General features: G+C 62.7%; 25 protein-coding genes. 7 read left to right on the forward strand and 18 right to left on the reverse strand.

Features of this window, described 5'->3' with window-relative positions; translation table 11 throughout:
- Window positions 1-66 precede the first annotated feature (66 nt).
- From LHFGNBLO_RS31085 to LHFGNBLO_RS31100, 4 genes are all read right to left on the reverse strand, one after another.
- Window positions 67-825: a F0F1 ATP synthase subunit A gene (locus tag LHFGNBLO_RS31085; protein WP_258603728.1), complete on the reverse strand. Its 759-nt coding sequence runs from the start codon at window positions 823-825 to the stop codon at window positions 67-69.
- 70 nt (window positions 826-895) lie between these two features.
- Window positions 896-1,294, reverse strand: coding sequence for an AtpZ/AtpI family protein (locus LHFGNBLO_RS31090; RefSeq protein ID WP_258603729.1), 399 nt, complete (start codon window positions 1,292-1,294; stop codon window positions 896-898).
- 266 nt (window positions 1,295-1,560) lie between these two features.
- Window positions 1,561-2,745 carry a cell wall hydrolase gene (locus tag LHFGNBLO_RS31095; RefSeq protein ID WP_258603734.1) on the reverse strand — a complete coding sequence of 395 codons (1,185 nt, stop codon included), beginning with the start codon at window positions 2,743-2,745 and terminating at the stop codon, window positions 1,561-1,563.
- Window positions 2,746-2,850: 105 nt separating this feature from the next.
- Window positions 2,851-4,191 (reverse strand): MFS transporter, encoded by a 1,341-nt coding sequence (locus LHFGNBLO_RS31100; protein ID WP_258603735.1) that lies wholly within the window; start codon window positions 4,189-4,191, stop codon window positions 2,851-2,853.
- Between the two features lie 123 nt (window positions 4,192-4,314).
- On the opposite strand from LHFGNBLO_RS31100, the gene LHFGNBLO_RS31105 reads away from it, so the two are divergent.
- The gene (locus tag LHFGNBLO_RS31105) at window positions 4,315-5,235 is read left to right on the forward strand and encodes a LysR substrate-binding domain-containing protein (protein WP_258603737.1); all 921 of its coding nucleotides are present in this window, start codon (window positions 4,315-4,317) and stop codon (window positions 5,233-5,235) included.
- Window positions 5,236-5,253: 18 nt separating this feature from the next.
- Here LHFGNBLO_RS31105 and der read toward each other — a convergent pair whose 3' ends face one another.
- Both der and LHFGNBLO_RS31115 read right to left on the reverse strand, forming a co-directional pair.
- The gene (gene der / locus LHFGNBLO_RS31110; RefSeq protein ID WP_258603739.1) at window positions 5,254-6,687 is read right to left on the reverse strand and encodes a ribosome biogenesis GTPase Der; all 1,434 of its coding nucleotides are present in this window, start codon (window positions 6,685-6,687) and stop codon (window positions 5,254-5,256) included.
- Between the two features lie 3 nt (window positions 6,688-6,690).
- A complete protein-coding gene (locus LHFGNBLO_RS31115) occupies window positions 6,691-7,356 on the reverse strand; it encodes a tetratricopeptide repeat protein (RefSeq protein ID WP_258603741.1) in 666 nt (221 codons plus the stop codon).
- Between the two features lie 205 nt (window positions 7,357-7,561).
- On the opposite strand from LHFGNBLO_RS31115, the gene LHFGNBLO_RS31120 reads away from it, so the two are divergent.
- Complete coding sequence (locus tag LHFGNBLO_RS31120) at window positions 7,562-8,563, forward strand: polysaccharide deacetylase family protein (protein WP_258603743.1); 1,002 nt, start codon at window positions 7,562-7,564, stop codon at window positions 8,561-8,563.
- A gap of 23 nt (window positions 8,564-8,586) precedes the next feature.
- Here LHFGNBLO_RS31120 and sbmA read toward each other — a convergent pair whose 3' ends face one another.
- From sbmA to LHFGNBLO_RS31135, 3 genes are all read right to left on the reverse strand, one after another.
- Window positions 8,587-9,846, reverse strand: coding sequence for a peptide antibiotic transporter SbmA (gene sbmA, locus LHFGNBLO_RS31125; RefSeq protein ID WP_258603745.1), 1,260 nt, complete (start codon window positions 9,844-9,846; stop codon window positions 8,587-8,589).
- A 118-nt stretch (window positions 9,847-9,964) separates the two neighbouring features.
- Entirely contained in the window at window positions 9,965-11,119 is a 1,155-nt protein-coding gene (locus LHFGNBLO_RS31130; RefSeq protein WP_258603746.1) for a YbfB/YjiJ family MFS transporter, read from the reverse strand.
- An 82-nt stretch (window positions 11,120-11,201) separates the two neighbouring features.
- On the reverse strand, window positions 11,202-11,417 hold the full coding sequence (locus LHFGNBLO_RS31135; RefSeq protein WP_258603747.1) for a hypothetical protein: 216 nt from the start codon (window positions 11,415-11,417) through the stop codon (window positions 11,202-11,204).
- Window positions 11,418-11,511: 94 nt separating this feature from the next.
- Between LHFGNBLO_RS31135 and LHFGNBLO_RS31140 the strand changes: the two genes are divergently transcribed.
- From LHFGNBLO_RS31140 to LHFGNBLO_RS31150, 3 genes are all read left to right on the forward strand, one after another.
- Window positions 11,512-12,426, forward strand: a complete 915-nt coding sequence (locus tag LHFGNBLO_RS31140; protein ID WP_258603749.1) for a LysR substrate-binding domain-containing protein — start codon at window positions 11,512-11,514, stop codon at window positions 12,424-12,426.
- An 85-nt stretch (window positions 12,427-12,511) separates the two neighbouring features.
- The gene (locus tag LHFGNBLO_RS31145) at window positions 12,512-13,768 is read left to right on the forward strand and encodes an aminopeptidase (protein WP_258603751.1); all 1,257 of its coding nucleotides are present in this window, start codon (window positions 12,512-12,514) and stop codon (window positions 13,766-13,768) included.
- 23 nt (window positions 13,769-13,791) lie between these two features.
- Window positions 13,792-14,154 carry a DUF488 domain-containing protein gene (locus LHFGNBLO_RS31150; protein WP_258603753.1) on the forward strand — a complete coding sequence of 121 codons (363 nt, stop codon included), beginning with the start codon at window positions 13,792-13,794 and terminating at the stop codon, window positions 14,152-14,154.
- 217 nt (window positions 14,155-14,371) lie between these two features.
- On the opposite strand, the gene LHFGNBLO_RS31155 is transcribed toward LHFGNBLO_RS31150, so the two are convergent.
- Window positions 14,372-14,707 (reverse strand): ArsC family reductase, encoded by a 336-nt coding sequence (locus tag LHFGNBLO_RS31155; protein ID WP_258609987.1) that lies wholly within the window; start codon window positions 14,705-14,707, stop codon window positions 14,372-14,374.
- Between the two features lie 175 nt (window positions 14,708-14,882).
- Here LHFGNBLO_RS31155 and LHFGNBLO_RS31160 point away from each other — a divergent pair, with 175 nt between their 5' ends.
- Entirely contained in the window at window positions 14,883-15,239 is a 357-nt protein-coding gene (locus LHFGNBLO_RS31160) for an ArsR/SmtB family transcription factor (RefSeq protein WP_258603755.1), read from the forward strand.
- Entirely contained in the window at window positions 15,236-15,715 is a 480-nt protein-coding gene (locus LHFGNBLO_RS31165; protein ID WP_258603757.1) for an SRPBCC family protein, read from the forward strand. The genes LHFGNBLO_RS31160 and LHFGNBLO_RS31165 overlap by 4 nt, the downstream gene beginning before the upstream one ends.
- 96 nt (window positions 15,716-15,811) lie before the next feature.
- On the opposite strand, the gene LHFGNBLO_RS31170 is transcribed toward LHFGNBLO_RS31165, so the two are convergent.
- From LHFGNBLO_RS31170 to LHFGNBLO_RS31205, 8 genes are all read right to left on the reverse strand, one after another.
- A complete protein-coding gene (locus tag LHFGNBLO_RS31170; RefSeq protein ID WP_258603759.1) occupies window positions 15,812-16,165 on the reverse strand; it encodes a nuclear transport factor 2 family protein in 354 nt (117 codons plus the stop codon).
- A gap of 126 nt (window positions 16,166-16,291) precedes the next feature.
- A complete protein-coding gene (locus tag LHFGNBLO_RS31175; protein WP_258603761.1) occupies window positions 16,292-16,927 on the reverse strand; it encodes a 2'-5' RNA ligase family protein in 636 nt (211 codons plus the stop codon).
- Between the two features lie 152 nt (window positions 16,928-17,079).
- Window positions 17,080-18,507: an aldehyde dehydrogenase family protein gene (locus LHFGNBLO_RS31180; protein WP_258603763.1), complete on the reverse strand. Its 1,428-nt coding sequence runs from the start codon at window positions 18,505-18,507 to the stop codon at window positions 17,080-17,082.
- A 37-nt stretch (window positions 18,508-18,544) separates the two neighbouring features.
- A complete protein-coding gene (locus LHFGNBLO_RS31185; RefSeq protein ID WP_258603765.1) occupies window positions 18,545-19,630 on the reverse strand; it encodes an ABC transporter ATP-binding protein in 1,086 nt (361 codons plus the stop codon).
- The gene (locus LHFGNBLO_RS31190) at window positions 19,620-20,228 is read right to left on the reverse strand and encodes a cupin domain-containing protein (protein ID WP_258609989.1); all 609 of its coding nucleotides are present in this window, start codon (window positions 20,226-20,228) and stop codon (window positions 19,620-19,622) included. The genes LHFGNBLO_RS31185 and LHFGNBLO_RS31190 overlap by 11 nt, the downstream gene beginning before the upstream one ends.
- Before the next feature lie 73 nt (window positions 20,229-20,301).
- On the reverse strand, window positions 20,302-21,372 hold the full coding sequence (locus LHFGNBLO_RS31195) for an ABC transporter substrate-binding protein (RefSeq protein WP_258603767.1): 1,071 nt from the start codon (window positions 21,370-21,372) through the stop codon (window positions 20,302-20,304).
- Window positions 21,357-22,238, reverse strand: coding sequence for an ABC transporter permease (locus LHFGNBLO_RS31200; protein WP_258603768.1), 882 nt, complete (start codon window positions 22,236-22,238; stop codon window positions 21,357-21,359). The genes LHFGNBLO_RS31195 and LHFGNBLO_RS31200 overlap by 16 nt, the downstream gene beginning before the upstream one ends.
- The gene (locus LHFGNBLO_RS31205; protein WP_258603769.1) at window positions 22,235-23,122 is read right to left on the reverse strand and encodes an ABC transporter permease; all 888 of its coding nucleotides are present in this window, start codon (window positions 23,120-23,122) and stop codon (window positions 22,235-22,237) included. The genes LHFGNBLO_RS31200 and LHFGNBLO_RS31205 overlap by 4 nt, the downstream gene beginning before the upstream one ends.
- Between the last annotated feature and the right edge of the window lie 29 nt (window positions 23,123-23,151).

Consider the following 23,151-nt stretch of genomic DNA (forward strand, 5'->3'; position numbering starts at 1 on the left):
GTTCAACTCCTTTGGATCTAAAATTCCGTTGCGATTCCATCCGGCAGCAATGCCGGAAACTCTTGGTCAATGCCCGGGATGCAGGGCGTCGTTCAGATACATGCAGGTCAGCACGGCAAAGACGTAGGCCTGCAGGAAGGCGACCAGCAGTTCCAGCGCCGTCAGCGCCACCGCCATGGCCAGCGGCAGGATGGATCCCGCCACGCCGACCGCGCCGAGCGCGCTCAGGCTGACGACAAACCCCGAAAACACCTTCAGCGTGATGTGACCGGCCAGCATGTTGGCGAACAGACGGACCGAAAGGCTGACCGGGCGCGAGACGAAGGAAATCACTTCGATCAGCACCACCAGCGGCAACAGGTAAACCGGAACGCCATGCGGTACGAACAGCTTCAGGAAGCCGAAGCCATGCTTCATGAAACCGTAGACGACGACGGTTCCGATCACCAGCGCGGCGAGGCCGAAGGTGACGATGATGTGGCTGGTGATGGTGAAGAAGTAAGGAAACAGACCGAGCAGGTTGGCGACGAGCACGAACATGAACAGCGAAAACACGAAGGGAAAGAACTTCATGCCCTGCGTTCCGGCTGCGTCCCTCAGCATGTTGCCGACGAACTCGTAGGCCATTTCCGAAACCGACTGAAGGCGGCCAGGAACCAGGCTGCGGCTCGACGTCGAGAGGTAGAGAAACGCCGATGCGACGGCCACTGTCGCGACCATGAACAGCGCCGAATTGGTGAAGGAAAGGTCATAGCCGCCGATGTTGATCGGAATCAGCTTGACGATATGGAACTGGTGGATCGGATCGACCTTGTCAGCAGCCACTTTACATCCCCATCAAAGCCGCGCGCGACTTTAGTGTCCTGTTCATCGCGCCGGCAAGCAGCGCCTCACTTCATTCTTTCGGATCGCGCGGTTTGTCGCGCTGTCCGAATTCGGCCATCAGCCCCGCAGAACGCAGGACATTGAGCACACCGGCGCCGAAGCCCAGCAGCAGAAACACGATCAGACCCCATGGCGATGTCCCCGCCAGGCGGTCGATGATCCAGCCGATGCCGACACCAACCACTATCCCGGCGATGAACTCGCTGGACAGCTTGAGTGCCTGGCCATACCCGGCCGCACTGCCCGCTTTCGCGCCGTCTTTCCCCTCGAGCCGGTCCGGCCGCCTTGTCGCAAGCGATGCTTCAAGATCGCGCCGGCGGCGCTCAAGATCGTCGTCGCGGATGTCGGCTTCATGCTGTTTGCCGCGGCCGGTTTCTCCGGTTCCGTCTGGCCCATTCTTGTCGGCCATCGAACCCCCCTGCCCGGTCAGAACGTCACCGTCCGTCCGCTTGTAAAGTCGCCGGCAACATAGTTAGAGGGTTTGCGCCCGTCAAGCCACGGGTGGAACTTCAAAGCTATGTATTTTTTCTATTGAAATCAATGGCTTGGAAAGGTGCGACATCGTGCCCGACGTGGCAGCGGGAATGCACCGCCCGAATCCTTGCGGCGACCGGTCTTCGATCGGTCGCGCTCGGAGCCCTTCCGGCCCGAATTGAGTGGTTGCTGCCGGAGCGCTCAGCTCCAGCCGCCGCCATAGGTGCGGTAGAAGATATGCAGGCCGATCTTGGTCATCTTGTGCATCGTCCGCGCCCAGCCCGGATGGACATAATTGGCATAGTAGTGGGTCGATGAGCCCACCTCCGGAATGAAGATCTTGCCGGCGGTGACCGCCATGGCGACATCTTGCGCGATCTTATAGTGGGCGGGGCTGTTGATGCGCTTCTTGCGGCCGTCGCAGGCGAAGGAAAACTGGCAACGGTTGAGCCAGTTGTCGTTCTGGTAGACGACGCCGCAAATCGAATTCGGATAGGCCGGATTGCGGACGCGGTTGAGGATGACCTGGGCAACGGCAGCCTGGCCACGCACGGATTCGCTGCGCGCCTCGAAATAGATGCCGTTGGCAAGGCAGGCCTGCTCCTTCTTGGAGAAGACGCTGGCCGGCAGCGGGTTCTGGATCCAGGAGTGGTCGCCCTTGGCCATTGGCGGAATGAAGCGCCCGCTGTTCGGCTCCTCGTCCTGTAACAGCGCCTCGAACGGCGATGCCTTGGCGTAGTCGGGCTCGGCCTGGGCATAGGCGGTGGCCAGCACGTCCGGTTTGTCATTGTTGACCAGGGCCGCGAGCATGGCCGGCATTCCCGGATCGGGCTTCTTGTCCACACTGATATGGAAGGCCTGGGCGATCTGGATCTCCCTGCCTTTGATGTTGGGCTTGGCAAAGGCCAGCTTCAGGCCGCTGTCCATGCTCGGGCGCAGCAGCGAGGAGGTGCGCTCGAAGATCGAGCCGGCGTTGAAGTTCTTCGGCGGCGCAACCGGCGAGACCTCGATGATGCGGCCCTTCTTGTCGGCGCGCATGACGCGGTCCTCGTCAGGCGTTGCGCCGGCCACGCTGCCCTTGCCGCGAAACGACACGTTGCCGATGCCGGGCAAGCGGACGCCGGAGCCCGAAATCGAGCCGGTGCTGACGGAATCGACGAAAGGCATTTCGGCGGCGTGGACCGAGCCGGCGACGGATTTCTCGACATAGGCGTTCCAGCGGGCGTTCGGCGCATCGAGGCCGGAAACCAGGCTCGTCATATCCTGATAGGCAATATCGGTCGGAAAGCCGACCCAGATGCCGAGCCCGATGATGAACGGAGACAGGAAGGAACGTTTTTTCTCACCGGCGGCGGCGACAAGCCGCTTCAAAACACGTCGATGCACTGAACTCTCCAGAAAACGCAACGGACCCACTGGAGAGGCACAATGATGCATTAACCTTGATGGGGCGTTAACAGGTTCAATCGAGTTTTTCGTGTCGTTGCGGAGTCAGGCGCTTTTGCGGCGATGATCAGGCGGAAGCAAGATCGGCCAGGCGATCAGCGCGCAAAGTGCCGCAGCCAACCACACGCCCGCCCACGACCCGACAATCAGCAAGCCCGGAATGGCTATTGGCACCAGGAAGAAGGCGACGAAGACGAAGCTGTTGGCGAGGCCGAGCGCCGTTCCCGCACGGCTCGCGCCGGCAAGCGTTGCCATTTCGGTGTAGGCGACGCCGTGCCAGGCAGAGACCGAGATGCCGGCAGCGACCAGTAGCACCGCAATCGCCGGCATCAGCGCCGGATGGGCGCCCGGCAAGGCGACCGCCGCCAACACCAGCAGGCCAAGAGCCGCGAAGCCGGCCGCACTCAACACGCTGCACAGGCGCAGGAACGGGCGGCGGTTGCCATGGCGGTCGGTGTAGCGGCCGCTCCAGACGCGCATGACCATGGCGCCGGTCTGGACCGCGACAAGGCTGGCGCTGATCACCAGCGTCCCCATGCCGGCGAAGTCGTGCAGGAACACGGAGGCAAAGGTGAGCACTGCCACCTGAGGAAAGCAGAGCAGGCCGATGCCGATGCCGATGCGCCAGACTTCGACATTGCGCAACGGCGCCGGACCCGCCGACATTGCGATGTCATTACTGCCGGCAACGCCGATCTTGGGACCGATCTCGGGCGGCTGGTGCAGCCAGCGCCAGGCGAACAGCGCCGAGACAACGTTCGAGGCCGCCAGCAACCCGAACACCGGCGCGAAACCATGCACAGACGCCAGCGACGGCAAGACGAGCGCGCCGAGCCCGCCGCCGAGCGGCACCGCCGTCTGCCTTATGCTCATGGCAAAGCCACGCTCGCCCTCGTGGAACCAGGCCATGATGGCGCGGCCGCTGGAGCCGTTGACACTCCCGCCCAGAAGGCCGGTGACCAGAAGGCATGCGGCCAGCATCGCAACGCCAGGTACATAAGCCGCTGACGGTACGATGAAGAAAGCCATGAGCAGCAGCCAGGCCGCCGTCGCGCCGAGACCAATCAACAGCACGCCGCGATCGCCCCAGCGGTCGGTAAGCAAGCCCCAGGGCAATTCGCTCAAGGCAACCCCCAGCCCGAGAAGGCCAAGGACCAGGCCGAGATTGCCGTTGGAGAGATGATAGCCTGAACGCAGAAACACCGCTGTCGCCGGGATGCCGGCAAAGGTGGCGGAGAAACTGGCATTGGCGGCAACGCCGATGCCGAGCACCTTCCAGCGATGATTGGACCGAAATGCCGCGACGGCGGACGGCGTAATGGCCGTGCCCGGCTGCCACAGATGCTTGCCCGGCTTGCAATCGGAATCGGAAACGACAGCTGACATGGGACAGGCTCCTTGGATGGACCGGCGCGGCCGGGGTCTTGACGTGCTGTCTCTATCGCCATAGCTTCATCCTGAATATCAGGAAGTTTTTGATCATATATCCCAAAAAACAGGACTATTGCCGTGCGACGCGTGACCCTCGACCTCGATGTTCTCAGAAGCTTCGTCGCCGGCATGGAACTGGGCAGTTTCGCCAAGGCCGCCGACCGGCTCGGCCGTTCGACCTCGGCGGTCAGCGCGCAACTAAAGAAGCTGGAGGAGCAGGCAGCGACGCCTATCCTCCGCAAATCGGGGCGCGGCCTGGCGTTGACGGAGGCCGGCGAGACCATGCTCGGCTATGCGCGCCGGCTGCTTGAGCTCAATGACGAGGCGGTGTCCGCCATCCACGATGTCGAGCTGGAAGGCTGGGTGCGACTCGGGCTGCAGGAAGATTTCGGCGAGGCAGTGCTGCCCGAAGTGCTCGGGCGGTTTGCCCGCGCCCATCCCAAGGTCAAGATCGAGGCGCGGATCGCGCGCAGCTACGAGCTTGCCGACCGCATCACCTCAGGCAGCCTCGACATCGCACTCGCCTGGCACAGTGGCCCGACGCTGCCTTACAGCCGGCATGTCGCCGACGTCCAGATGCGCTGGATCGGCCCGGCAAAGCTGATCGAGACCAGCCTGCGCGATGGCGAGGCGCTGCCGCTGGTGGCGCTGGAAGCGCCATGCCTGCTGCGCTCGGTGGCGACGGAAACGCTCGACCGCGCCGGCCTGTCGTGGCGAATGGCTTTTTCCAGCCCGAGCCTCGGCGGCATCTGGGCAGCCGTCGCAGCTGGGCTGGGGCTGACGATCCGCACCGATATCGGCCTGCCGGCCACTGTCAGGGCGATGACGCCTGAGATCGCCGGGTTGCCTGCCCTGCCTGACATAGCGCTGTTCCTGCATCGCAAGGAGGCCGAGCTCGACCCGGTTGCGGCGCGCCTCGCCGACATCCTGCTGCAGGCGGCACTGGAATCGCTGCCCGAAAATGCAAATGCGCATCATGGCCTAAGGCAGGTGGCTTAACGCCAAGGCGCCCGGCGCTCAGTTGCGCTTCTTTGCCCTGCCGGCGAACGGATTGTCCGAGGTACGCAAAGCAATGCGGATCGGCACGCCCGGCATGTCGAAGGCCTCGCGCAGGCTGTTCGAGAGATAGCGGACATAGGATTGCGGCATCGCATCGGGCCGCGAGCACTGGACAACGAAGCCCGGCGGCCGCGTCTTGGCCTGCGTGACATATTTGATCTTCAGCCGGCGCCCGGCGACGGCGGGCGGCGGGTGATGCGCCAGAATGCCTTCCAGCCAACGGTTGAGCTTGCCGGTGGAAACGCGGCTGTTCCACACCTTGTGCGTCCTGATGACGGCATCCATGAGCTTGTCGAGGCCACGCCCGGTTTCGGCCGACACCGTCACCGCCTGCATGCCGCGCGCCTGGGGAAGAAGCCGCTCCGTCTTCTCGCGCAATTCCGCCAAGAGTTCCTGGGGGTTGTCGATCAGGTCCCATTTGTTGAAGGCAATCACTGGCGCCCTGCCCTCGCGGATTATCAGATCGGCGATCTGCAGATCCTGCTTCTCGAAGGGGATGGTGGCGTCGAGCACGATGATGACGATCTCGGCAAAGCGGATGGCGCGCAAGCCATCCTGCACCGACATCACTTCCAGCTTTTCGTGAATCCTGGCCTTGCGGCGCATGCCGGCGGTGTCGAACAGTTTCAGCCGACGGCCATGCCAGTCCCAGTCGACGGAGATGGAATCGCGGGTGATGCCGGCTTCCGGTCCGGTCAGCAGCCGCTCCTCGCCGATCAGCGCATTGATCAACGTCGACTTGCCGGCATTCGGACGGCCGACGACGGCGATGCGCATCGGCTTGGTATCGTCATAGCTGTGCTCGGCATCCGGATCGACGATGTCCTCGCCGATCAGCACTTCGCTGGCGGCTGCCTCAGCCTCGATGTCGCCCTCTTCCTCGCCGAAGGCGCGCGCCTCGCCCAGCGCCAAGATCACCGCGTCGCGCAGGTCGGGCATGCCCTGGCCGTGTTCGGCCGAGATCGGGATCGGCTCGCCAAGGCCAAGCTCCCAGGCCTCCAGCATGCCGCCCTGGGCGCCCTTCGCCTCGGCCTTGTTGGCGACCAGAACCACCGGCTTGCCGGACTTGCGCACGATCTCGGCAAAGGTCTTGTCATCAGGCATCAGGCCGGACTTGGCATCGACGGTGAAGAAGATCAGGTCGGCTTCACGGATGGCGATCTCGGTCTGTGCCCGCATACGGCCCGGCAGCGTCGCGGCCGCGGCATCTTCGAAGCCGGCGGTGTCGATGACGTCGAAATGCAGGTCGTAGAGCTTGGCGGCGTGGACGCGACGGTCGCGGGTGACGCCCGGCGTGTCGTCGACAAGCGCCAGCTTCCTTCCCACCAGCCGATTGAAAAGGGTCGATTTGCCGACGTTAGGCCGACCGATGATGGCGACTTTGAATGTCATCCGTCACGACGCGCTGCCCGACCCGCGGATCAAATCGGACATCAACGTCGCCCGCTCGCGCGTGTTGCGCGGGGCACCGTCATCCGAAGCGATCTGGTCGAACAGTTTGAGCGCATCCTGGGCTTTGCCTTCCTTCCAAGCGGCAAGGCCGAGCGCCTCGCGCGCCGTATGGCGCAGCGTGTTGGTGTCGGCGGTCAGCGCCTCGACGCGGCTGGAGACATCGGCGAAGGACCCATGATCGACGAGAAGCAGCGCCGCCCTGAGGCGCGCCATGTCACGAATGCCGGACGGAATGGCGGTGTCGGCGGCGACATCGTCGAAATCCTTGACGGCAGCATCGACGTCGCCCTTGTCTGCCTTGACGGTTGCCCCGCGCATGCGGGCGAGCAGCGGATAGGCGCCGTAGCCGTCCTTTTCCAGCTCGGTGAGGGCGGTCAGCGCTTCGTCGGTCTTGCCATCATTGGCAAGCTTCAGCGCCTGTGAGAAGGCATCGCCCGAGCGATTGGCGCGGGTCTCGTCCCAATAGCGGTAGCCGACGACGGCAGCGGTGCCGACCACCACCAATATAGCGAGGACAAGCAAGGCAGGACCGAAACGATCCCACAGCGCCTGCGCCTGTTCGCGACGAATCTCTTCGTTGACTTCGCGGATAAAACTGTCGTCCGACATCGATCAAAACCATTCCTGCCCCGTCGGGGCCGTTCTTGAGCCCGCGTTTTAGCGAAATTTTGCCGGCATGGAAGGGGTTCGACAGGAAAATCGGCTAATCGCAGTGCAGGCCGCTGTAAGGGCGACCATTGGGCGCGACCGCACCCACGCCACATTTTGACGATAGCCGGCCTTTGACCGCTTCCGGATCCAGATCAGATTGCCGATGCCTCGTTTGTCCCGCGTCCTTGCGTTTTCCATCGCCGCGCTCGCCACAACGAGTGCTGCTTTCGCCGATCCACCTGCAGCGCGGCCGGTAACAAAGCCGAAGCAGATCGTCATCATCTCGTTCGACAGCGCCCGCGACATTTCGCAATGGAAGCGCAGCCGGGCGCTGGCGCAACGCACCGGCGCACATTTCACCTATTTTCTTTCCTGTGTCTTCCTGCTGTCGCCGCAGACGCGCACGGAATATACGGCGCCTGGCAAGACATCAGGCAAATCCAACATCGGCTTTGCCGCCTCAAAACAGGAGGTGGCTGACCGGCTTGAGCAGATCGGGCTTGCCGCTGCGGAAGGCCACGACATCGGCAGCCATGGCTGCGGCCATTTCGACGGCAAGAACTGGAGCAAAGCCGATTGGCTGAGCGAATTCAGCTCGTTCCAGCACATTCTCGAAAATGCCTATGCCATCAACGGCATTGCGCACGAACCCGCGGGCTGGCGCAGCTTTGCCCGCAAGGCGGTGGTCGGCTTCCGCGCGCCGTATCTTTCGGCGAACAGGGCGCTCTACGCGGCGCTGCCGGCGGCGGGCTTCCTGTTCGACGCCAGCGGCGTCTCGCGCGGCCCGGCCCGGCCGCCGACCCGCAACGGCATCACGCGCTTTTCGCTGCCGCAGATCCCGGAAGGTCCGAAGTCAAAGCCGGTGATCGCCATGGACTACAATCTCTTTGTCCGCCATTCCGGCGGTTTCGCGCGGCCAAGCAAGGCAGAGGAATTCATTGAGCGTACCTATGACGCCTTTCGCGCCGCCTTCGACAAGCAATATGCCGGCAAACGCATTCCGCTGGAACTCGGCTTCCATTTCACGCTGATGAACAACGGCGCCTACTGGACCGCACTGGAGCGCTTTGCCGGTGAAGTTTGTGTGAAGGCCGATGTCGAGTGCATCAGCTTTCGCGACTATGTTTCGCGGCACATCGAAAAGCAGGCGGCGGTGGGCGGCTGAGCCGCCCACGTTCTCCAGAGATATCAGGCCGAATCCTCGGCGCCCTGACGTTCGAGGTAGCGCTGATCGATCTCAGGCAAAGGTTCTCCATCCAGCGTCGCCTCGAAGGCGCGCAGGCGCTTGTGGATGGAGATCAGTTCGACGATCGTCGGCCAGGCATTCACCAGATACTGAAATGAGGAACTGACCTGGCCGAAGGCAGTGGAAACCTGCTGCCATATTCCCAGTGTGATTGTTCCGACAGCAATCGTGGGGATGAGGATCAAGCTTGAGAATATGGCATCGGCCTGCAGATAGCCGGACCGAACGACATTGAAGTAGGCGTAATGAAAGTAGAGGTTGAAGTAGTTGCGTCGGACGTGGGAAAAGAGTTCGCGCACGGTCGGCGGCGTTGCACGAGCCGCATCGTCTTCGCCATACACCAGTTCCTTGCGGTAGGCAGCCTCGACTCGCTGATTCTTAAACTCCAGCCCTGGCAGTTTGACACCTGCAATCATGAGAAGGGCCGTACCGAAGATCGACCAGGTAACCGCAGCGACAACCAGAGAATACGGAATTTCGCCAACGAGGGGCAGGACCTTCACATGGCTGGAAAGCTGCGCAAGCAGTGGCAGGAATGCAATCAAGGTCATTGCTGAATCAACCAGCGACACACCAAGGCCTTCCATCGTCGTGGAGAACCGCATGGTGTCCTCCTGCACGCGCTGAGAGGCGCCTTCAATATGTCGCAACCGCTGCCAGTACGTCATGTAGTAGTCGTTCATGGCCGTGCGCCAACGGAAGATGTAGTGACTCACGAAAAACCGGGTGATGACGAACAAGCCCATGCCGGCGGCGCCGATCCAGGCGTAGATCCAGAACATTGAATAGAGTTCGCCGGCGGTAACTGAACCTGGGGTCGTAATCGCTTTCTGGAAGAGATCGAAGAAGGGACCGCGCCAATTGTTGAGCGCCACATAAATCTGCACATTGAGATATGTCGAAAACAGGATCAGCGCCGAACCCAGAATCGACCATCCTTGCCAAGGATGAGGGGAATAAACACGCCAGAAGGCATAGAAGGCTCCGACCAAAAAGCCGAAATAGATATAGAACCAGATAAAAGGCTTGGTCCAAAAGATCGCCATTCCGAGGACTGGAGGCACACCGGCCGCCGCAGGCGGCAGACCGACCAACGCGCCGAGCTGCTCCCCGCCAAAAAACCAGAACAAAATGCCGGCGAGACTCCATAGGACAGCCGAGGTGAAAAACAACTTCGGCTTCGGGAAGAAGGATACGAACACTGTGGGGGCTTCCTCGGTCGATGTGCAAATCAGCGGGGTTGCTGTTCAGCGGGCATAAGGTCACACATCGATTGGAAAGAAAATGGTGACCGATGCCCGGCACCGAGCAAGACCATAATCATGGCGATTTTGGCGCAGCCGACCAGGTGATCGCCCCCGAGACAAGCAGGACAACGGCAGCGACGATCGAGGCGAGGAAGAAGTCGCCCGACGCCTGCGCGAGCAACCCGGCGACGATCGGGCCGACGATCTGGCCGACGCCGAAGGAAGCGGTCATCACCGCGAAAATCCGGCGGGGCGCTTGGGGGACAAGCTGCCTTGCGGTCTGCAGGCCGAGCGCGGTGATGGCGATGAAGGTGATGCCGAGCAGAAGCCCGCCGAGCAACGGCCCGATGGTTCCGCCCATGGCGACGCTGGCAGTAACGCCAACCACCTCGACGATACAGCCCACGGCGTAGGCTGCGTAAAGCCCGATCCGTGCTGATATCTTCTGCCAGAGCCAGACTGAGGGAAAGCCGGCGAGGCCGGTGACCATCCAGACGGTTGCCTCGAAAACGCGGCCGCCGCCACCTTGCCGGACGATGGCGACCAGGAACGTCGCCGTCACCACATAGCCGAAGCCGAACAGGCCGTAGGCGACAATGATCTTGATCAGCGACCGGTCGTTCGGCAGCGCCGGTTCGCGACCGGCAACGCCATTGGCGGGGGCGGTGCTGCCGACTAGCAAGGCCACGACGGCAAAGCCGCAAGCCGAAATCACGGCCGACCACAGCCAGCCCGCCGCCCAGCCGGCGTGTTCGGTAACAAGGATCGCCAACAGCGCCGAGGAGGCCGCAATGCCGAGGCCGACGCCGCCGAAATGCAGCGCCTGCAGGTTGTTGCGGTTAGCCGCCAGCAGATGACCAAAGACAATGCTGGACATGAAGACCATGACGAAGGCGCTGGCCAGACCGGCAAGAAAGCGGATGAGGAGAAACGCAGCCATGCTGCCGGTCAGGCCCATCGCGCCGGCGAGGATGGCGCTGGCTGCAAGGCTGGAAAACATCAGCAGACGTTCGCGCCCATGCGCCCAGCTACCGGCGGCCGCGAGCGCGCCAATGAGATAGCCGAGATAGTTGGCGGAAGCGATCCATCCGGCATCCGCCGTCGACAGGCCAAGCTCTTCCATCATGCCGGGCAGGATCGGCGTGTAGACGAAACGGCCGATGCCCATGGCGACGGCCATGGCAAACATGCCGGCGAAGGCGAGACGCAAGGGTGAAGCGGCTTTCATCGCAGCGCACAATAGATTTGCCGGGCGCTGAAACAATCCGCTTTTGTTGGGCCAGCAAGGCTCGCTACCGGACTTCAGCAGCTCAACGGCAGCTGGCCTGTGCAGTGGCCGTCTCGTAGGCAGTGCGCCGAGCCGTCAACCGGAACGGCACGTCGCCCAGTTCCCGCTCCGACATGGTATCGAGCACCGGATGCGACAGCGGATCGGTCACCCAGCCGGCGATTTCATTGTCCTGCCGTGCGCCTTGCCGTGTGTCGGCGGCAAAAAAGACGCTAAGCCGAGATAAAATCTTCACCATCTTTGCCTCCTCGGTCTGACTGGTCTCCTTAAAATCTGCCTTCCCGTCCCATCTTTCAATTGAGATTTCAACCGTATCGGTTTAGAAAAACTGTATGGCTATGCTGAACCGCGTCCATCTCAACGGCTTGCGCGCCGTGGAAGCCGTCGCCCGCCTGGGGTCGCTTGCGGCGGCAGCCAGCGAGCTCAACGTTTCCGTCAGCGCCGTCAGCCAGCAGATCAAGCGGACAGAAAAACAACTTGGCCGGGCGCTGTTCGAACGGACCGCCAGCGGCCTCGTGCTGACGGAGTTCGGCGCCGTGTTCACCACCCGGCTCGGCGCGGGTTTTCGCGAACTCGCCCAGGCGGTGGCGCTCGCTGACGAAGCAAGCGAATGCACGCTGGTGGTTTCGGTGGCGCCGGCCTTTGCCTCGAAATGGCTGCTGCCCCGGCTATCCCGGCATTTTGCCCGGCACCCGAACGTGCTGCTGCGCATCGACGCTTCGGGTCGGATCACCGATCTCGACCGTTCCGACATCAACATCGGCATCCGGATGGGCGACGGCACATGGCCCGGCGTGCGCGCCGAACTGCTGCTGGCGCAGGAGGTGTTTCCGGTCTGCGCGCCGTCGATCGCGGCCAGACTGAAGTCGATCCAAGACCTGGCGCAGACCTGTGCCATTACCGACGAGCAGTCGATGATCAGCTGGGACAGCTGGTTCGAGGCAGCGGGCGTCGAGCCCGTCACTTTCCTCAAGGGCGCGCGCTTCACCGATCCGATGCTGTGCCTGGAATCGGCGATTGCCGGCCATGGCGTGATGCTTGCCTGGCAATTGCTGACCGCCGACGCTCTCGCCGACGGCCGGCTTGTCGCGCCGTTCGGCGTGCGGGCCGAGAGCGGGCTGGGCTACTGGATGGTGACCTCGGCCAGCAAGAGCGAGAGCCGCAAGGTCAGGGATTTCAAGATTTGGGTCCGCGAGGAAATCGAGGCGACCATGGCGCAGTTCAGCTCGCTCGAAAGCGCCGCCTGAGCCTGGCCCAGCGCAATGGCGGTGGAAAGCGCCATCCTGGCGGTCTATGTAAAAACCAGACCCCAACATCACGGCAGGCAGGATCATGACCACACATTCGCGCGGCGTTTCCGCATCGATCGACCCGGTGAAACTCGACAGGCTGGCCGAGGTCGCCATCAAGGTCGGGCTGCAATTGCAGCCGGGACAGGATCTGGTGCTGACATCGTCGATCGCGGCACTTCCGCTGACGCGGCGTATTGTCGAGCACGCCTACAAGGCAGGTGCTGGCCTGGTGACGCCGATCTTCAACGACGACGAGATGACTCTGGCGCGCTACCGCTTCGGCGCCGATGCCGGCTTCGACCGCGCCGCCGGCTGGCTCTACGAGGGCATGGCCAAGGCCTTCGCCAACAATGCGGCGCGGCTTGCCGTGCGCGGCGAGGACCCGTCGCTGCTGTCGGCGCAGAGCCCGGCCAAAGTGGCGCGCGCCAACAAAGCGAATTCGATCGCTTATCAGCCGGCGCTGGAAAAGATCACCGGCTTCGACATCAACTGGAACATCGTCGCCTATCCCGACCTGGCCTGGGCCAAGCAAGTGTTCCCAGGCGACACCGATGACGTCGCCGTCGCGAAACTCGCCGACGCCATCTTTGCCGCCTCGCGGGTGGATGTGGAAGACCCGATCGGCAACTGGACGGCGCACAATGCGGCACTCCGCAACCGCACCGAATGGCTGAACGGCCATAATTTCCACGCGCTGCATTTCACCGGCCCGGGCACTGATCTCACCGTCGGGCTGGCCGACGGCCATGAGTGGATGGGTGGCGCCTCGACCGCCAAGAACGGCGTCACCTGCAATCCGAACATTCCGACCGAAGAGGTCTTCACCACTCCGCATGCAAGGCGCGTCGAGGGCCATGTCTCCTCGACCAAGCCGCTGTCCTATCAAGGCACGCTGATCGACGAGATCTCGGTGCGTTTCGAAGAAGGCAGGATCGTCGGGGCCAAGGCTTCGAAGGGCGAGGATGTGCTGAAGAAAGTGCTCGACACCGATGAGGGCTCGCGCCGTCTCGGCGAAGTGGCGCTGGTGCCGCATTCCTCGCCAATCTCGGCGAGCGGCCTGCTGTTCTTCAACACGCTGTTCGACGAGAACGCTGCCTGCCACATCGCGCTGGGCCAATGCTATTCGAAGTGCTTCGTCGACGGCGGCTCGCTCCGCCAGGACGAGATCGCGGCACGCGGCGGCAACAAGAGTTTCATCCATATCGACTGGATGATCGGCTCGGACAAGATCGACATCGACGGCGTCTGCAAGGACGGCAGCCGCGTGCCGGTGATGCGCAAGGGCGAGTGGGCCTGACGGTCCGCACGCCGGAGGTTGGCATGGCCTTCGACATCGCCGTCAAGCGCGTCTACGAGCCACCCTCCCCGGATGACGGGCAGCGGGTTCTGGTCGACCGCGTGTGGCCGCGCGGGGTCAGCAAAGAGAATGCCGCGCTGGCCCTATGGCTGAAGGACATCGCGCCGAGCAATGAATTGCGCCAATGGTTCGGGCATGAGCCTGAGCGCTGGCCCGAATTCCAGAAGCGGTATCGCACTGAGCTTGACGGGAATGGCGAGGTGGTTGGGCAGTTGCGGGCACTGCTTGGCAAAGGCCGGGTGACGCTGCTCTACGGCGCCCATGACGAGGCGCACAACAATGCGGTGGCGCTGGCGGGGTATCTACTTCGTCATCCTCGGGCTTGACCCGAGGATCCTATGTGTTCGCTCAGGTGGTATGGTTGAAGTGGGAAGGAGGCCGAGAGGATCCTGGTCGCCCTTTCGGGGCAGGCCGTGGCATGGCTCGGTCCCTTCCCACCAGTGAACCATCAACCTGAGCGAACACACAGGATCCTATGGTCTGCGCCGCGTCGCTTCGCTCCTTGCTCCGCCATAGGATGACGAAGTGAGGGTGTGCAGCGCTCTACTTCACCGCCTGCGCATAAACATCAGGCTTGAAGCCGACGAGGATGCGATCTCCGACCTCCAGCACCGGCCGCTTGATCATCGTCGGTTTGGCCAGCATCAGCGCCTTGGCCCTCTTCTCATCGAGGCCCAACTTGTCTTTGTCCGCCAATTCGCGGAACGTCGTGCTCGCCTTGTTGAGCAGGATCTCCCAGCCGACCTTGCCGACCCAGCCATCCAGCCGCTTGGCGTCCAACCCTTCCGCCCGGTAGTCGTGAAAGCGGTAGGGCACATCATGGCCTTCCAGCCAGACGCGCGCCTTCTTGATCGTGTCGCAGGTGGTGATGCCGTACATCGTGGTCAAAGGCGTGCTTCCTTGGCTGACAGTCGAATCCGCTTTGCAGCCTAAAACCGCCCTTTCCGCTTTGCCAGCACCCTTGGCCGACATCTTCGGTTTTCGGGCTTGCCAATACTAAGGAATTTTCCTAAGTATTATCCAACCACTCTTTGACAATGGTTCGGGACCACCCATGACGAGCCTCCACACAGCAAATCCGAGCCCTCCGCCGATCGACGGCATCTTTCGCGCGCTGTCCGACCCGACGCGGCGGCGCGTGGTGGAGCGGCTGAACCGCAGCCCCGCTTCGGTCAGCGAGCTTGCAGAGCCCTTCGAGATGGCCCTGCCCTCCTTCATCGAACATCTGCGGGTTCTCGAGGGCTGCGGCCTGGTGCGTTCGGAAAAGGCCGGCCGCGTCAGAACCTACCGGCTGGCGCCCGAGCCGTTGAAGCTTGCCGAAAACTGGCTGGCCGAACAGCGCGCATTGTGGGAGCGCCGCCTCGACCAGTTCGACGCCTATGTGATGACCCTCAAGGAGAAAGACGTATGAGCTATCCCTTCAAGCCGGACCCCAGATTGGACCTCGTGCTGGAGCGCGTCGTCGATGCGCCGCGCGAATTGTTGTGGAGAGCCTGGACGACGCCGGAACATGTCAAGCAATGGTTCACGCCGAAGCCATGGATCATCACCGACTGCGAGATCGACCTTCGGCCCGGCGGCCTGTTCCGGACGCGCATGCAATCGCCCGACGGCAGGGAGGTCAACGACCGCCATTGCTGCTATCTCGAGATCGTGCCGAATGAGCGGCTGGTGTGGACGGATGCGCTGCTGCCGGGCTATCGGCCGTCAGGGGAGCCCTTCATCACAGCGGTCATTTCCCTCCAGCCGGACGGCAAGGGCACGCGCTACACCGCCACCGCCATCCACCGCGATGAGGCCACCCGCAAGAACCATGAAGAGATGGGTTTCTTCGACGGCTGGGGCACGGTGGCCGACCAACTCGCAGAGTATGTGAAGACGATTTGAGCTTCTCACATGGCGGCCAGGGCATCGTCCCGGCCGCCATTTTTCAACCCTGCAGCGAAGCGAGCAGGTTTCCGGAAGCTGGTGGTCTTTCGGGCCTCAATAGTAGAAGCGCTCTTCGGCAATCTTGCCGTTCTTGACCGTGTACAGACCAACCTCATCCATGGTGGCACGCTCGCCGGTAGCCTTGGGCGTTATGTCAAACTTGAAGCGCACCGCGAACTGGTCGCCGTTGACATAGGGCCCCTCGACCGAGCCGCCGTGGACTTCGTTGTTCTCTTGCCACCACTGGCCCTTCTTCTGGAGTGCTTCCTTGCCACGGGTGATGGCCATCGGCCCCTCCATGGCTTCGTAGCTGGCGATATCATCGGCGTTGTACTTTTCAGCAGCACCTTGGTGATCGCCGTGCCTGAGCAGCTCGGTGAAATCCTTGGCAATTTCCGTGATGGTCATGTGTTCCTCCTGTTGAGACGCATTGCAAGTAGGGGACAGCGCGCTGGCCTGCCATCGTCAATCCCGAGGTAGCTGACAAGCCATGTCAGGATGATGAATATCGTGCGGACCATGTGACGACGATTCTCACATGCCGGCCAGGGAATCGTCCTGGCCGGTCAATTGCCAACGTCCAGGTTTTTTGTAGATGCCCTTCCGGATGAGACTGTGGATCAGCACAAAATCCCGCACCATCCAACTGACTGGATCAATCGGTCGCTCACGGATTTTAGGAACACCCACTTCGTCACGAAGCAGCGTGATATGTGGTTCAATGGATCTTGTGAGAAAGGGTTTCAACGGGCTGTCGGAAATCACTGCCGTGAGGTTGCGCCAGAATTCTTGCAGCGCCGGATTGCCGTCGCTGCTTCGCAAGACCAACGCGCCACCGCCAAAAGCCGACAAGCGATCGAACGAAACCTCGAAAGGTTTCGCAACGATCATCGAGCCTATTCGGCAGGCGACTTCGACCAACTCTTTCGGAAACCCATCGTGGTCGCCAAGACCGACGAGCGAGATATGGATGTGGTCTTCCGGAACAAACCAGCCTTGCAGCCCTAGCTCCCTATCCAAGGCGACGGCCTTCCGCGCGAGGGGGCCGGCGATCGCGCTCTCGGCAAGGATGGCGAAAAATATCCGGTCGTCGAAATGTCGCTCGAACTCCTCCCAGTGAAAAAAGATCTGGCCGTTCTTCGCGGTTCCGAATGCAGGTTGCCCACTCATAACTGGTCTCGTCCGGCAAATTGTACCCGATCGAGACTTGTAGAACAAATAGTGAACAAATCAAGCGAAAACAAAGCGGACGCTGATGCTTTCCGCACCAGCGCCCGCGATTTCAACGGTTGAGGAAGACCTGCCGAGCAGGGATCCGAACCCTACGCCCCGTAGCCGATGATGCCCTTGACCTCGAGGAAATCGTGGATCGCCCAGTCGGCATATTCGCGGCCGTTGCCGGACTGTTTGTAGCCGCCGAAGGGCGCGAACGTGTCCCACTCGGGGTAGTTGATCGAGACCTGCCCGGCGCGCAGCTGTCCTGCAACTTTGCGGGCGTGGTCGATATCCCCGGATTGCACATAGGCGGCGAGGCCATAGACGGTGTCGTTGGCGATCTTCACCGCGTCGTCGTCATCGCTATAGGAAATGACCGACAGCACCGGGCCAAAAATCTCTTCCTTTTCGATGGTCATGCCGGGCGTGACATGGCCGAAGACGGTCGGCCTGACATAGTAGCCGCGGTTGAGGTGCTCTGGCCGGCCGGGGCCGCCGGTGACCAGCGTGGCGCCCTCGGCGATGCCGGCTTCGATCAGCCGCTGGATCTTGTCGTACTGGATGTTGGAGACCACCGGGCCGAGCTTGGTTTCTTCCGAGCGCGGATCACCAACATTGTGCGCTTCGGCCGCCTTCTTGGCGATGGCGAGCGCCTCGTCGTGGCGGGCGGCCGGCACCAGCATGCGCGTCGGCGCGTCGCAGGACTGGCCGCTGTTGCCGAAGCAACCCTCGACACCCTTGCGCACCGCCGTTTCGAAATCGGCGTCCGGCAGCACGATGTTGGCCGACTTGCCGCCGAGTTCCTGTGCCACGCGCTTGACCGTCTCGGCCGCCGTCTTGGCGACGATGATGCCGGCGCGGGTCGAGCCGGTGAACGAGACCATGTCGACATCGGGGTGGCCGGCCATGACCTGGCCGACATCGGGGCCGGTGCCATTGATCATGTTGTAGACGCCATGCGGCGTGCCGGCGGCCTGCATCACCTCTGAAAAGACGATGCCGCTGATCGGCGCGATCTCGGAGGGCTTGAGCACGACCGTGCAGCCGGCGGCGATCGCCGGCGCCACCTTGCAGACGATCTGGTTGAGCGGCCAGTTCCACGGTGTGATCAGCGCGCAGACGCCGATCGGCTCCTTGACCACCATGGTGCCGCCGCGCTTCTCTTGGAATTCATAGTCCTCCAGCGCATGAATAGTGGCTTCCATATGCGCCCTGCCCGCCCAGGCCTGCGCCTCGCGCGCCCAGGTGATCGGCGCGCCCATTTCCTGGCTGACGGCCTGCGCAATGTCCTCATAGCGCTCGTTGTAGACTTCGAGGATGCGCTTCAGGAGCTTCAGGCGCTCGGCCTTGCTGGTTTGTGAGAAGGACGGAAAGGCCGCCTTGGCCGCCGCCACGGCCTTGTCGACATCGGCCTTCGAGCCGACGGAAATCTTGGTGTACGCCTCTTCGGTGGAGGGGTCGATCACATCCAGCGTTGCCGGCACGACGGGCGTGACCCAATTGCCATCGATAAAGAAGTTCAGATGATTGCTCATGGGGAAACTCCGGTTTTTCTGGAAATGGACTATCAGATTAGCTGGCCAGCATAGGGCAGTTTGCGCCACGCCGCAGGCTGATATGCGCCACGTCGCCGACGCTGAATTGAAAACCCTCCGCCTGGCGCGGGGCATCGATCACCACCGGCGTCCCCTGCCCCAGCTCAGCATGCAGGCGCAGCGTGCGGCCGTGAAAGACGATGCTGTTGACCCGCGCCGGAGCACTGCCGGCGCCTGCCTCGGTCGTTGCCAGCAAATCTTCCGGACGCACGCCGATGGTGCGCACCGCGCCTTCGCCGGGGGCATCGCCGGTTTCCGATGTGGCCTCGAGCGGCAAGGCGCCGGCGGTGAAACGCAAGCGATCGCCATCGCGGCCGACAAAGCGCGACTGCAGCAGGTTCATCGTGCCGATGAAACTGGCAACGAATTTTGTGGCGGGCCGGTCGTAGAGCGTCGCCGGCGGCGCGATCTGCTCGATACGGCCTTTGTTCATGACGACGATGCGGTCGGAGATCGACAGCGCTTCGGTCTGGTCGTGGGTGACCATGACGAAGGTGGTGCCGAGCCGCGACTGCAGCCGCTTCAGTTCGACCTGCATCTGTTCGCGCAGATGCGCGTCGAGCGCCGACAGCGGTTCGTCAAGCAACAGCACGCGCGGTTCGCAGACGATGGCGCGAGCGAGCGCAACGCGTTGGCGCTGGCCGCCCGACAGTTCCGAGACCCTGGCGCCGATCTTGTCGGCCAGGCCAACCATGTCGAGGGCTTCGCCGACGCGCCTGGCCTGTTCGGTGCCGGAAAGCTTGCGTAGCGACAGGCCGAAGCCGACATTTTCGGCGACGTTCATATGCGGAAACAGCGCGTAGTCCTGGAACACGGTGTTGACCGGCCGGTCGAAGGGCCTGAGCCCGGTGATGTCACGGCCTTCGAGCAGCACCTTGCCGCTCGACGGGCTTTCGAAACCGGCGATCACCCTGAGACTCGTGGTCTTGCCGCAACCAGAGGGGCCGAGCAAGGTCAGAAACTCGCCGCTGGCGATGTCGAGCTCGACGGCATCGAGCCCGACAATGCCGCCGGGAAAAATCTTCGAGACCGCTTGCAGCCGCACCAGCGGATCAAGCGCCATCACGCACCTCGGACGGTTTTGTCGTGTTGACCCAGAGGATCTGGCAGCGCTCGGTACCCGGATTGCGGAAGGCATGCGGCAAGGTGCTCTTGAAGGCGAAGCTGTCGCCAGCCTTCAGCCCGTAGGTGGCCGAATCGACCACCAGCTCGACCTCGCCCGACAGGACGAAGCCGAACTCATGGCCGGCGTGCGCATAGGCTTCGGCGGTGCCGCCGCCTGCGTCGACCGTCACCAGCATGCCGGTGAGCGTGGCGGCCGGCGGTGACAGCAGCGCCTTGGCGATGCCTTCCGACTTGACCGGGATCTGTCGCCGGCTGTTGGCGCGCACGCAATAGAGATCGTTGACGGCATCGTTGCCGTCGGCGATCAGCGCCGACGGCTCGATGTCGAGCGCTGCAGCAAGCGGCCAGATCACCCTGACCCGAAGCGAGGACATGCCGCGCTCGATCTGGCTCAGCGCACCGATCGACACGCCTGCCTTGGCGGCGAGATCCGCAAGCGAAAGATTGCGCTCCAACCGCAGCGCTCGCACGCGCCGGCCGACCCGCACGTCGGCGTCGTCCTTCGGCTTTTCCGCCGCCTCGTCCAGCATGTCCATCACTTCGACCTCGTTTGCCGTATCATTCCACGGGGCGGCGCCGCGCGACAGAAGCCGCGCGGCGCCTGAAAAGTCAGCCGCCTGCCTTGACCTTCTCGAACATCTTGGCGAGGTCGTCATTCTGTTTCATCGGCCCGGTGAAGACGGTTGTCTTCAGCATCACTTCGGGATCCGACGGCAACTGCAATTTCTCCAGTTCCTCCTTCGGCACCGCGGCGAAGGCTGAACTGGTCGAACTGCCATAGCCGTAAGCCTGGATCAGGTACTTTCCCGAATCCGTCTCCAGCCGGCTGTTAATGAAGTCATAGGCGAGGTCGACGTTCTTGGCGTCCTTGAGCATGACGAAGCCGCACGCCCAGGTCAGCATGCCTTCCTTCGGCTTCATGAACTCGACAGGCACGCCCTGCTTCTTCAGCGAGGTGGCCGAGGCGTTCCAGGTCATGGCGGCGACCAGCTGGCCGCTGGCCAGCGCCTGTTCGACCGAGGTCATGTCGGTGGTGTAGTTGGAAAGCAGCGGGCGCTGCTCGCGCAGCTTTTCCGCCACCTTGTCCATCTGCTCCGGCGTCATATCGAACGGATTGACGCCGGCCAGAAGTGCGGCCACCACCGGCGTGTCGTGCACGGCGTCGATGGTTGCCATGCGTCCGGCATACTGTTTGTCCCACAGCAGGTTCCAGCTCGCCTCGGGGTTTTTCACCAGATCGGTGCGGTAAAGGATCGAGGTGTTGCCCCAGTCCCACGGCACCATCCAGACCTTGCCGTCGCCGGCCTGCAGGTCGGGCAGGTTCTTGAAGACCGGAAAGATCGAATCCCAGTTCTTGATGCGCTTGGTGTCGATCGGCTGCAGCAGGCCTTCCTTGTTCCAGCGCGCCACCTTGTCGTAGCAGGGGTGCGCGACATCAGGGCGGAAACCGGCCTTGACCTTGGTGAAGGCATCGTCGTCGTCGCCGAAGATCGAGGCCTCGACGCCATCGGGGTGTGCTGCGAGGAAGCTCTTGTTGAAGTCGGGCAGTTCATAGCCCGACCAAGTGAAATATTGCAGCTTGTCGGCCGCCAAGGCGACGGTCGACGACAGCGCCAGGGCGAAGGCGGCCAGTCCGGCCCGGACTGTCTTTCCGTGTATCGATTTCAGGTCGAATGCCATTGCAGTTCTCCTCTCTTGGTTTCTTCTGGTTTGGATGGATTGGCCGGCACCGGCCGCTGAGCGGCAGTGAGCCCGCGATGGCGCAGGATTTCGGCGAGTGCCGCGATGACGAAGGACACGGCAAGGATTGCCGTGCCGAGAGCCATGACTGTCGGCAGCGATTTCGGGAAGCGCAGCTGGGCCCAGATATAGAGTGGCAGCGTCGGCTCGGTGCCGGCGAGGAAGAAGACGACGATGAACTCGTCGAACGAGATCAGGAAGGCCAGCATGAAGGCCGAGGCGATCGCCGGCAGGCTGAGCGGCAGCATCACCCGCCGGAACGCCGTCCAGTCGGAAGCGCCGAGATCAAGTGCCGCTTCCCGGATGGTCTTCGGGATGGCGGCGAAGCGGCTGCGCATGATCACCACCGTCGTCGGCAGCGCCACCAATATGTGGCCAAGCACGATAGCGATGCGCGAAGGGCCGAAGCCGACGAGGTTGACCAGGATCAACAGCGATATGCCGACGATGACGCCAGGGATCAGGATCGGCAGGCGCGCGATGGCGCTGATCGTGGCGGCAAGCGGCGAGCGGCCATAGAGGTCCATATAGGACACGGTGATGCCGCAGAGCGTGGCGCCGGTGGCGGCAATGGCGCCGATGACGAGGCTGTTGGCAAGTGCGCCGGACAGTGCCGCGTTGCCGAACAGCGTCGCATACCATTGCAAGGTAAAGCCTTGCAGCGGAAACGCCGCCTGGATCGAATCGTTGAAGGAAAACAGCGGGATCAGCAATACCGGCAGATAGAGAAACACCAGATAGGCCAGCACGTAGACGCCGAGCCAGCGGCCGCCTTGTTTTGCGTCTGTCCGACGCCCCTCGCTCATGTCCGGCTGCCAAATCTGCGGTCGGCGAAGCGCACGACCAGCACCACGGCGAGGATGACCAGCATGACGGCGACAGAGAGTGCGGCGCCGAAAGGCCAGTCATTGGCCTTGCCGAACTCCGACTGGATCAGGGTGCCGATCATGGTGCTGCTCGGGCCGCCGACCATGGCCGGCGTCACATAGTCGCCGACCGTCGGGACGAAGACGACGAGCGCGGCCGCCAGCACCCCCGGCATCGAATTCGGCAGCACGACACGGCGGAAGCTGGTGAAGGGTCTCGCGCCGAGATCGGAAGCGGCTTCGAGCAGCGATTTCGGGATCGTCTCCAGCGCCACATAGATGGGCAGGATGGCAAACGGCGCATAGGCGTGGGCCAGCGTGACGACGACGGCTGCCGGCGTGTTGAGGAAGGCGAGCGTCGGCTCGGACCAGATGCCGCTTTCGATCAGCGCCGAGTTCAGCACGCCATTATAGGCGAGCACGATCTTCCAGGCGAAGACGCGCAGGAGATAGCTGGTCCAGAATGGCAGCGTCACCAGGAACAGCAGCAGGCCACGGCGGCGCCCGGCATGGAAGGCGAGATAGTAGGCAACGGGATAGGCGGTGACGACGGTTGCCAGCGTCACCAGACCGGCAATGATCAGCGAGCGCAGCGTCACGGTCCAGTAGAGGGGATCGGACACCACGGTGGCGAAATTGGCAAAAGTGAAACCCGCGCCCAGCAGCGAACCGTCATTGCTGCGAAGTGCCAGGAAAAGCACGAGGCCAAGGGCAAACAGGATCAGCAAGAAGGTGACCAGCGCGCCCGGCAGCAGCATGGCGAAGCGGAATCCCGAGGACGATCGGGATGCTGGCGGCGCTTCTGTTGCAACGATGGTCGACATCGGACTGCCCATCGAGATTTTGAAATTAC

Origin of the sequence: Mesorhizobium sp. AR10 (genome assembly GCF_024746795.1) — a bacterium.
Classification (GTDB): domain Bacteria; phylum Pseudomonadota; class Alphaproteobacteria; order Rhizobiales; family Rhizobiaceae; genus Mesorhizobium.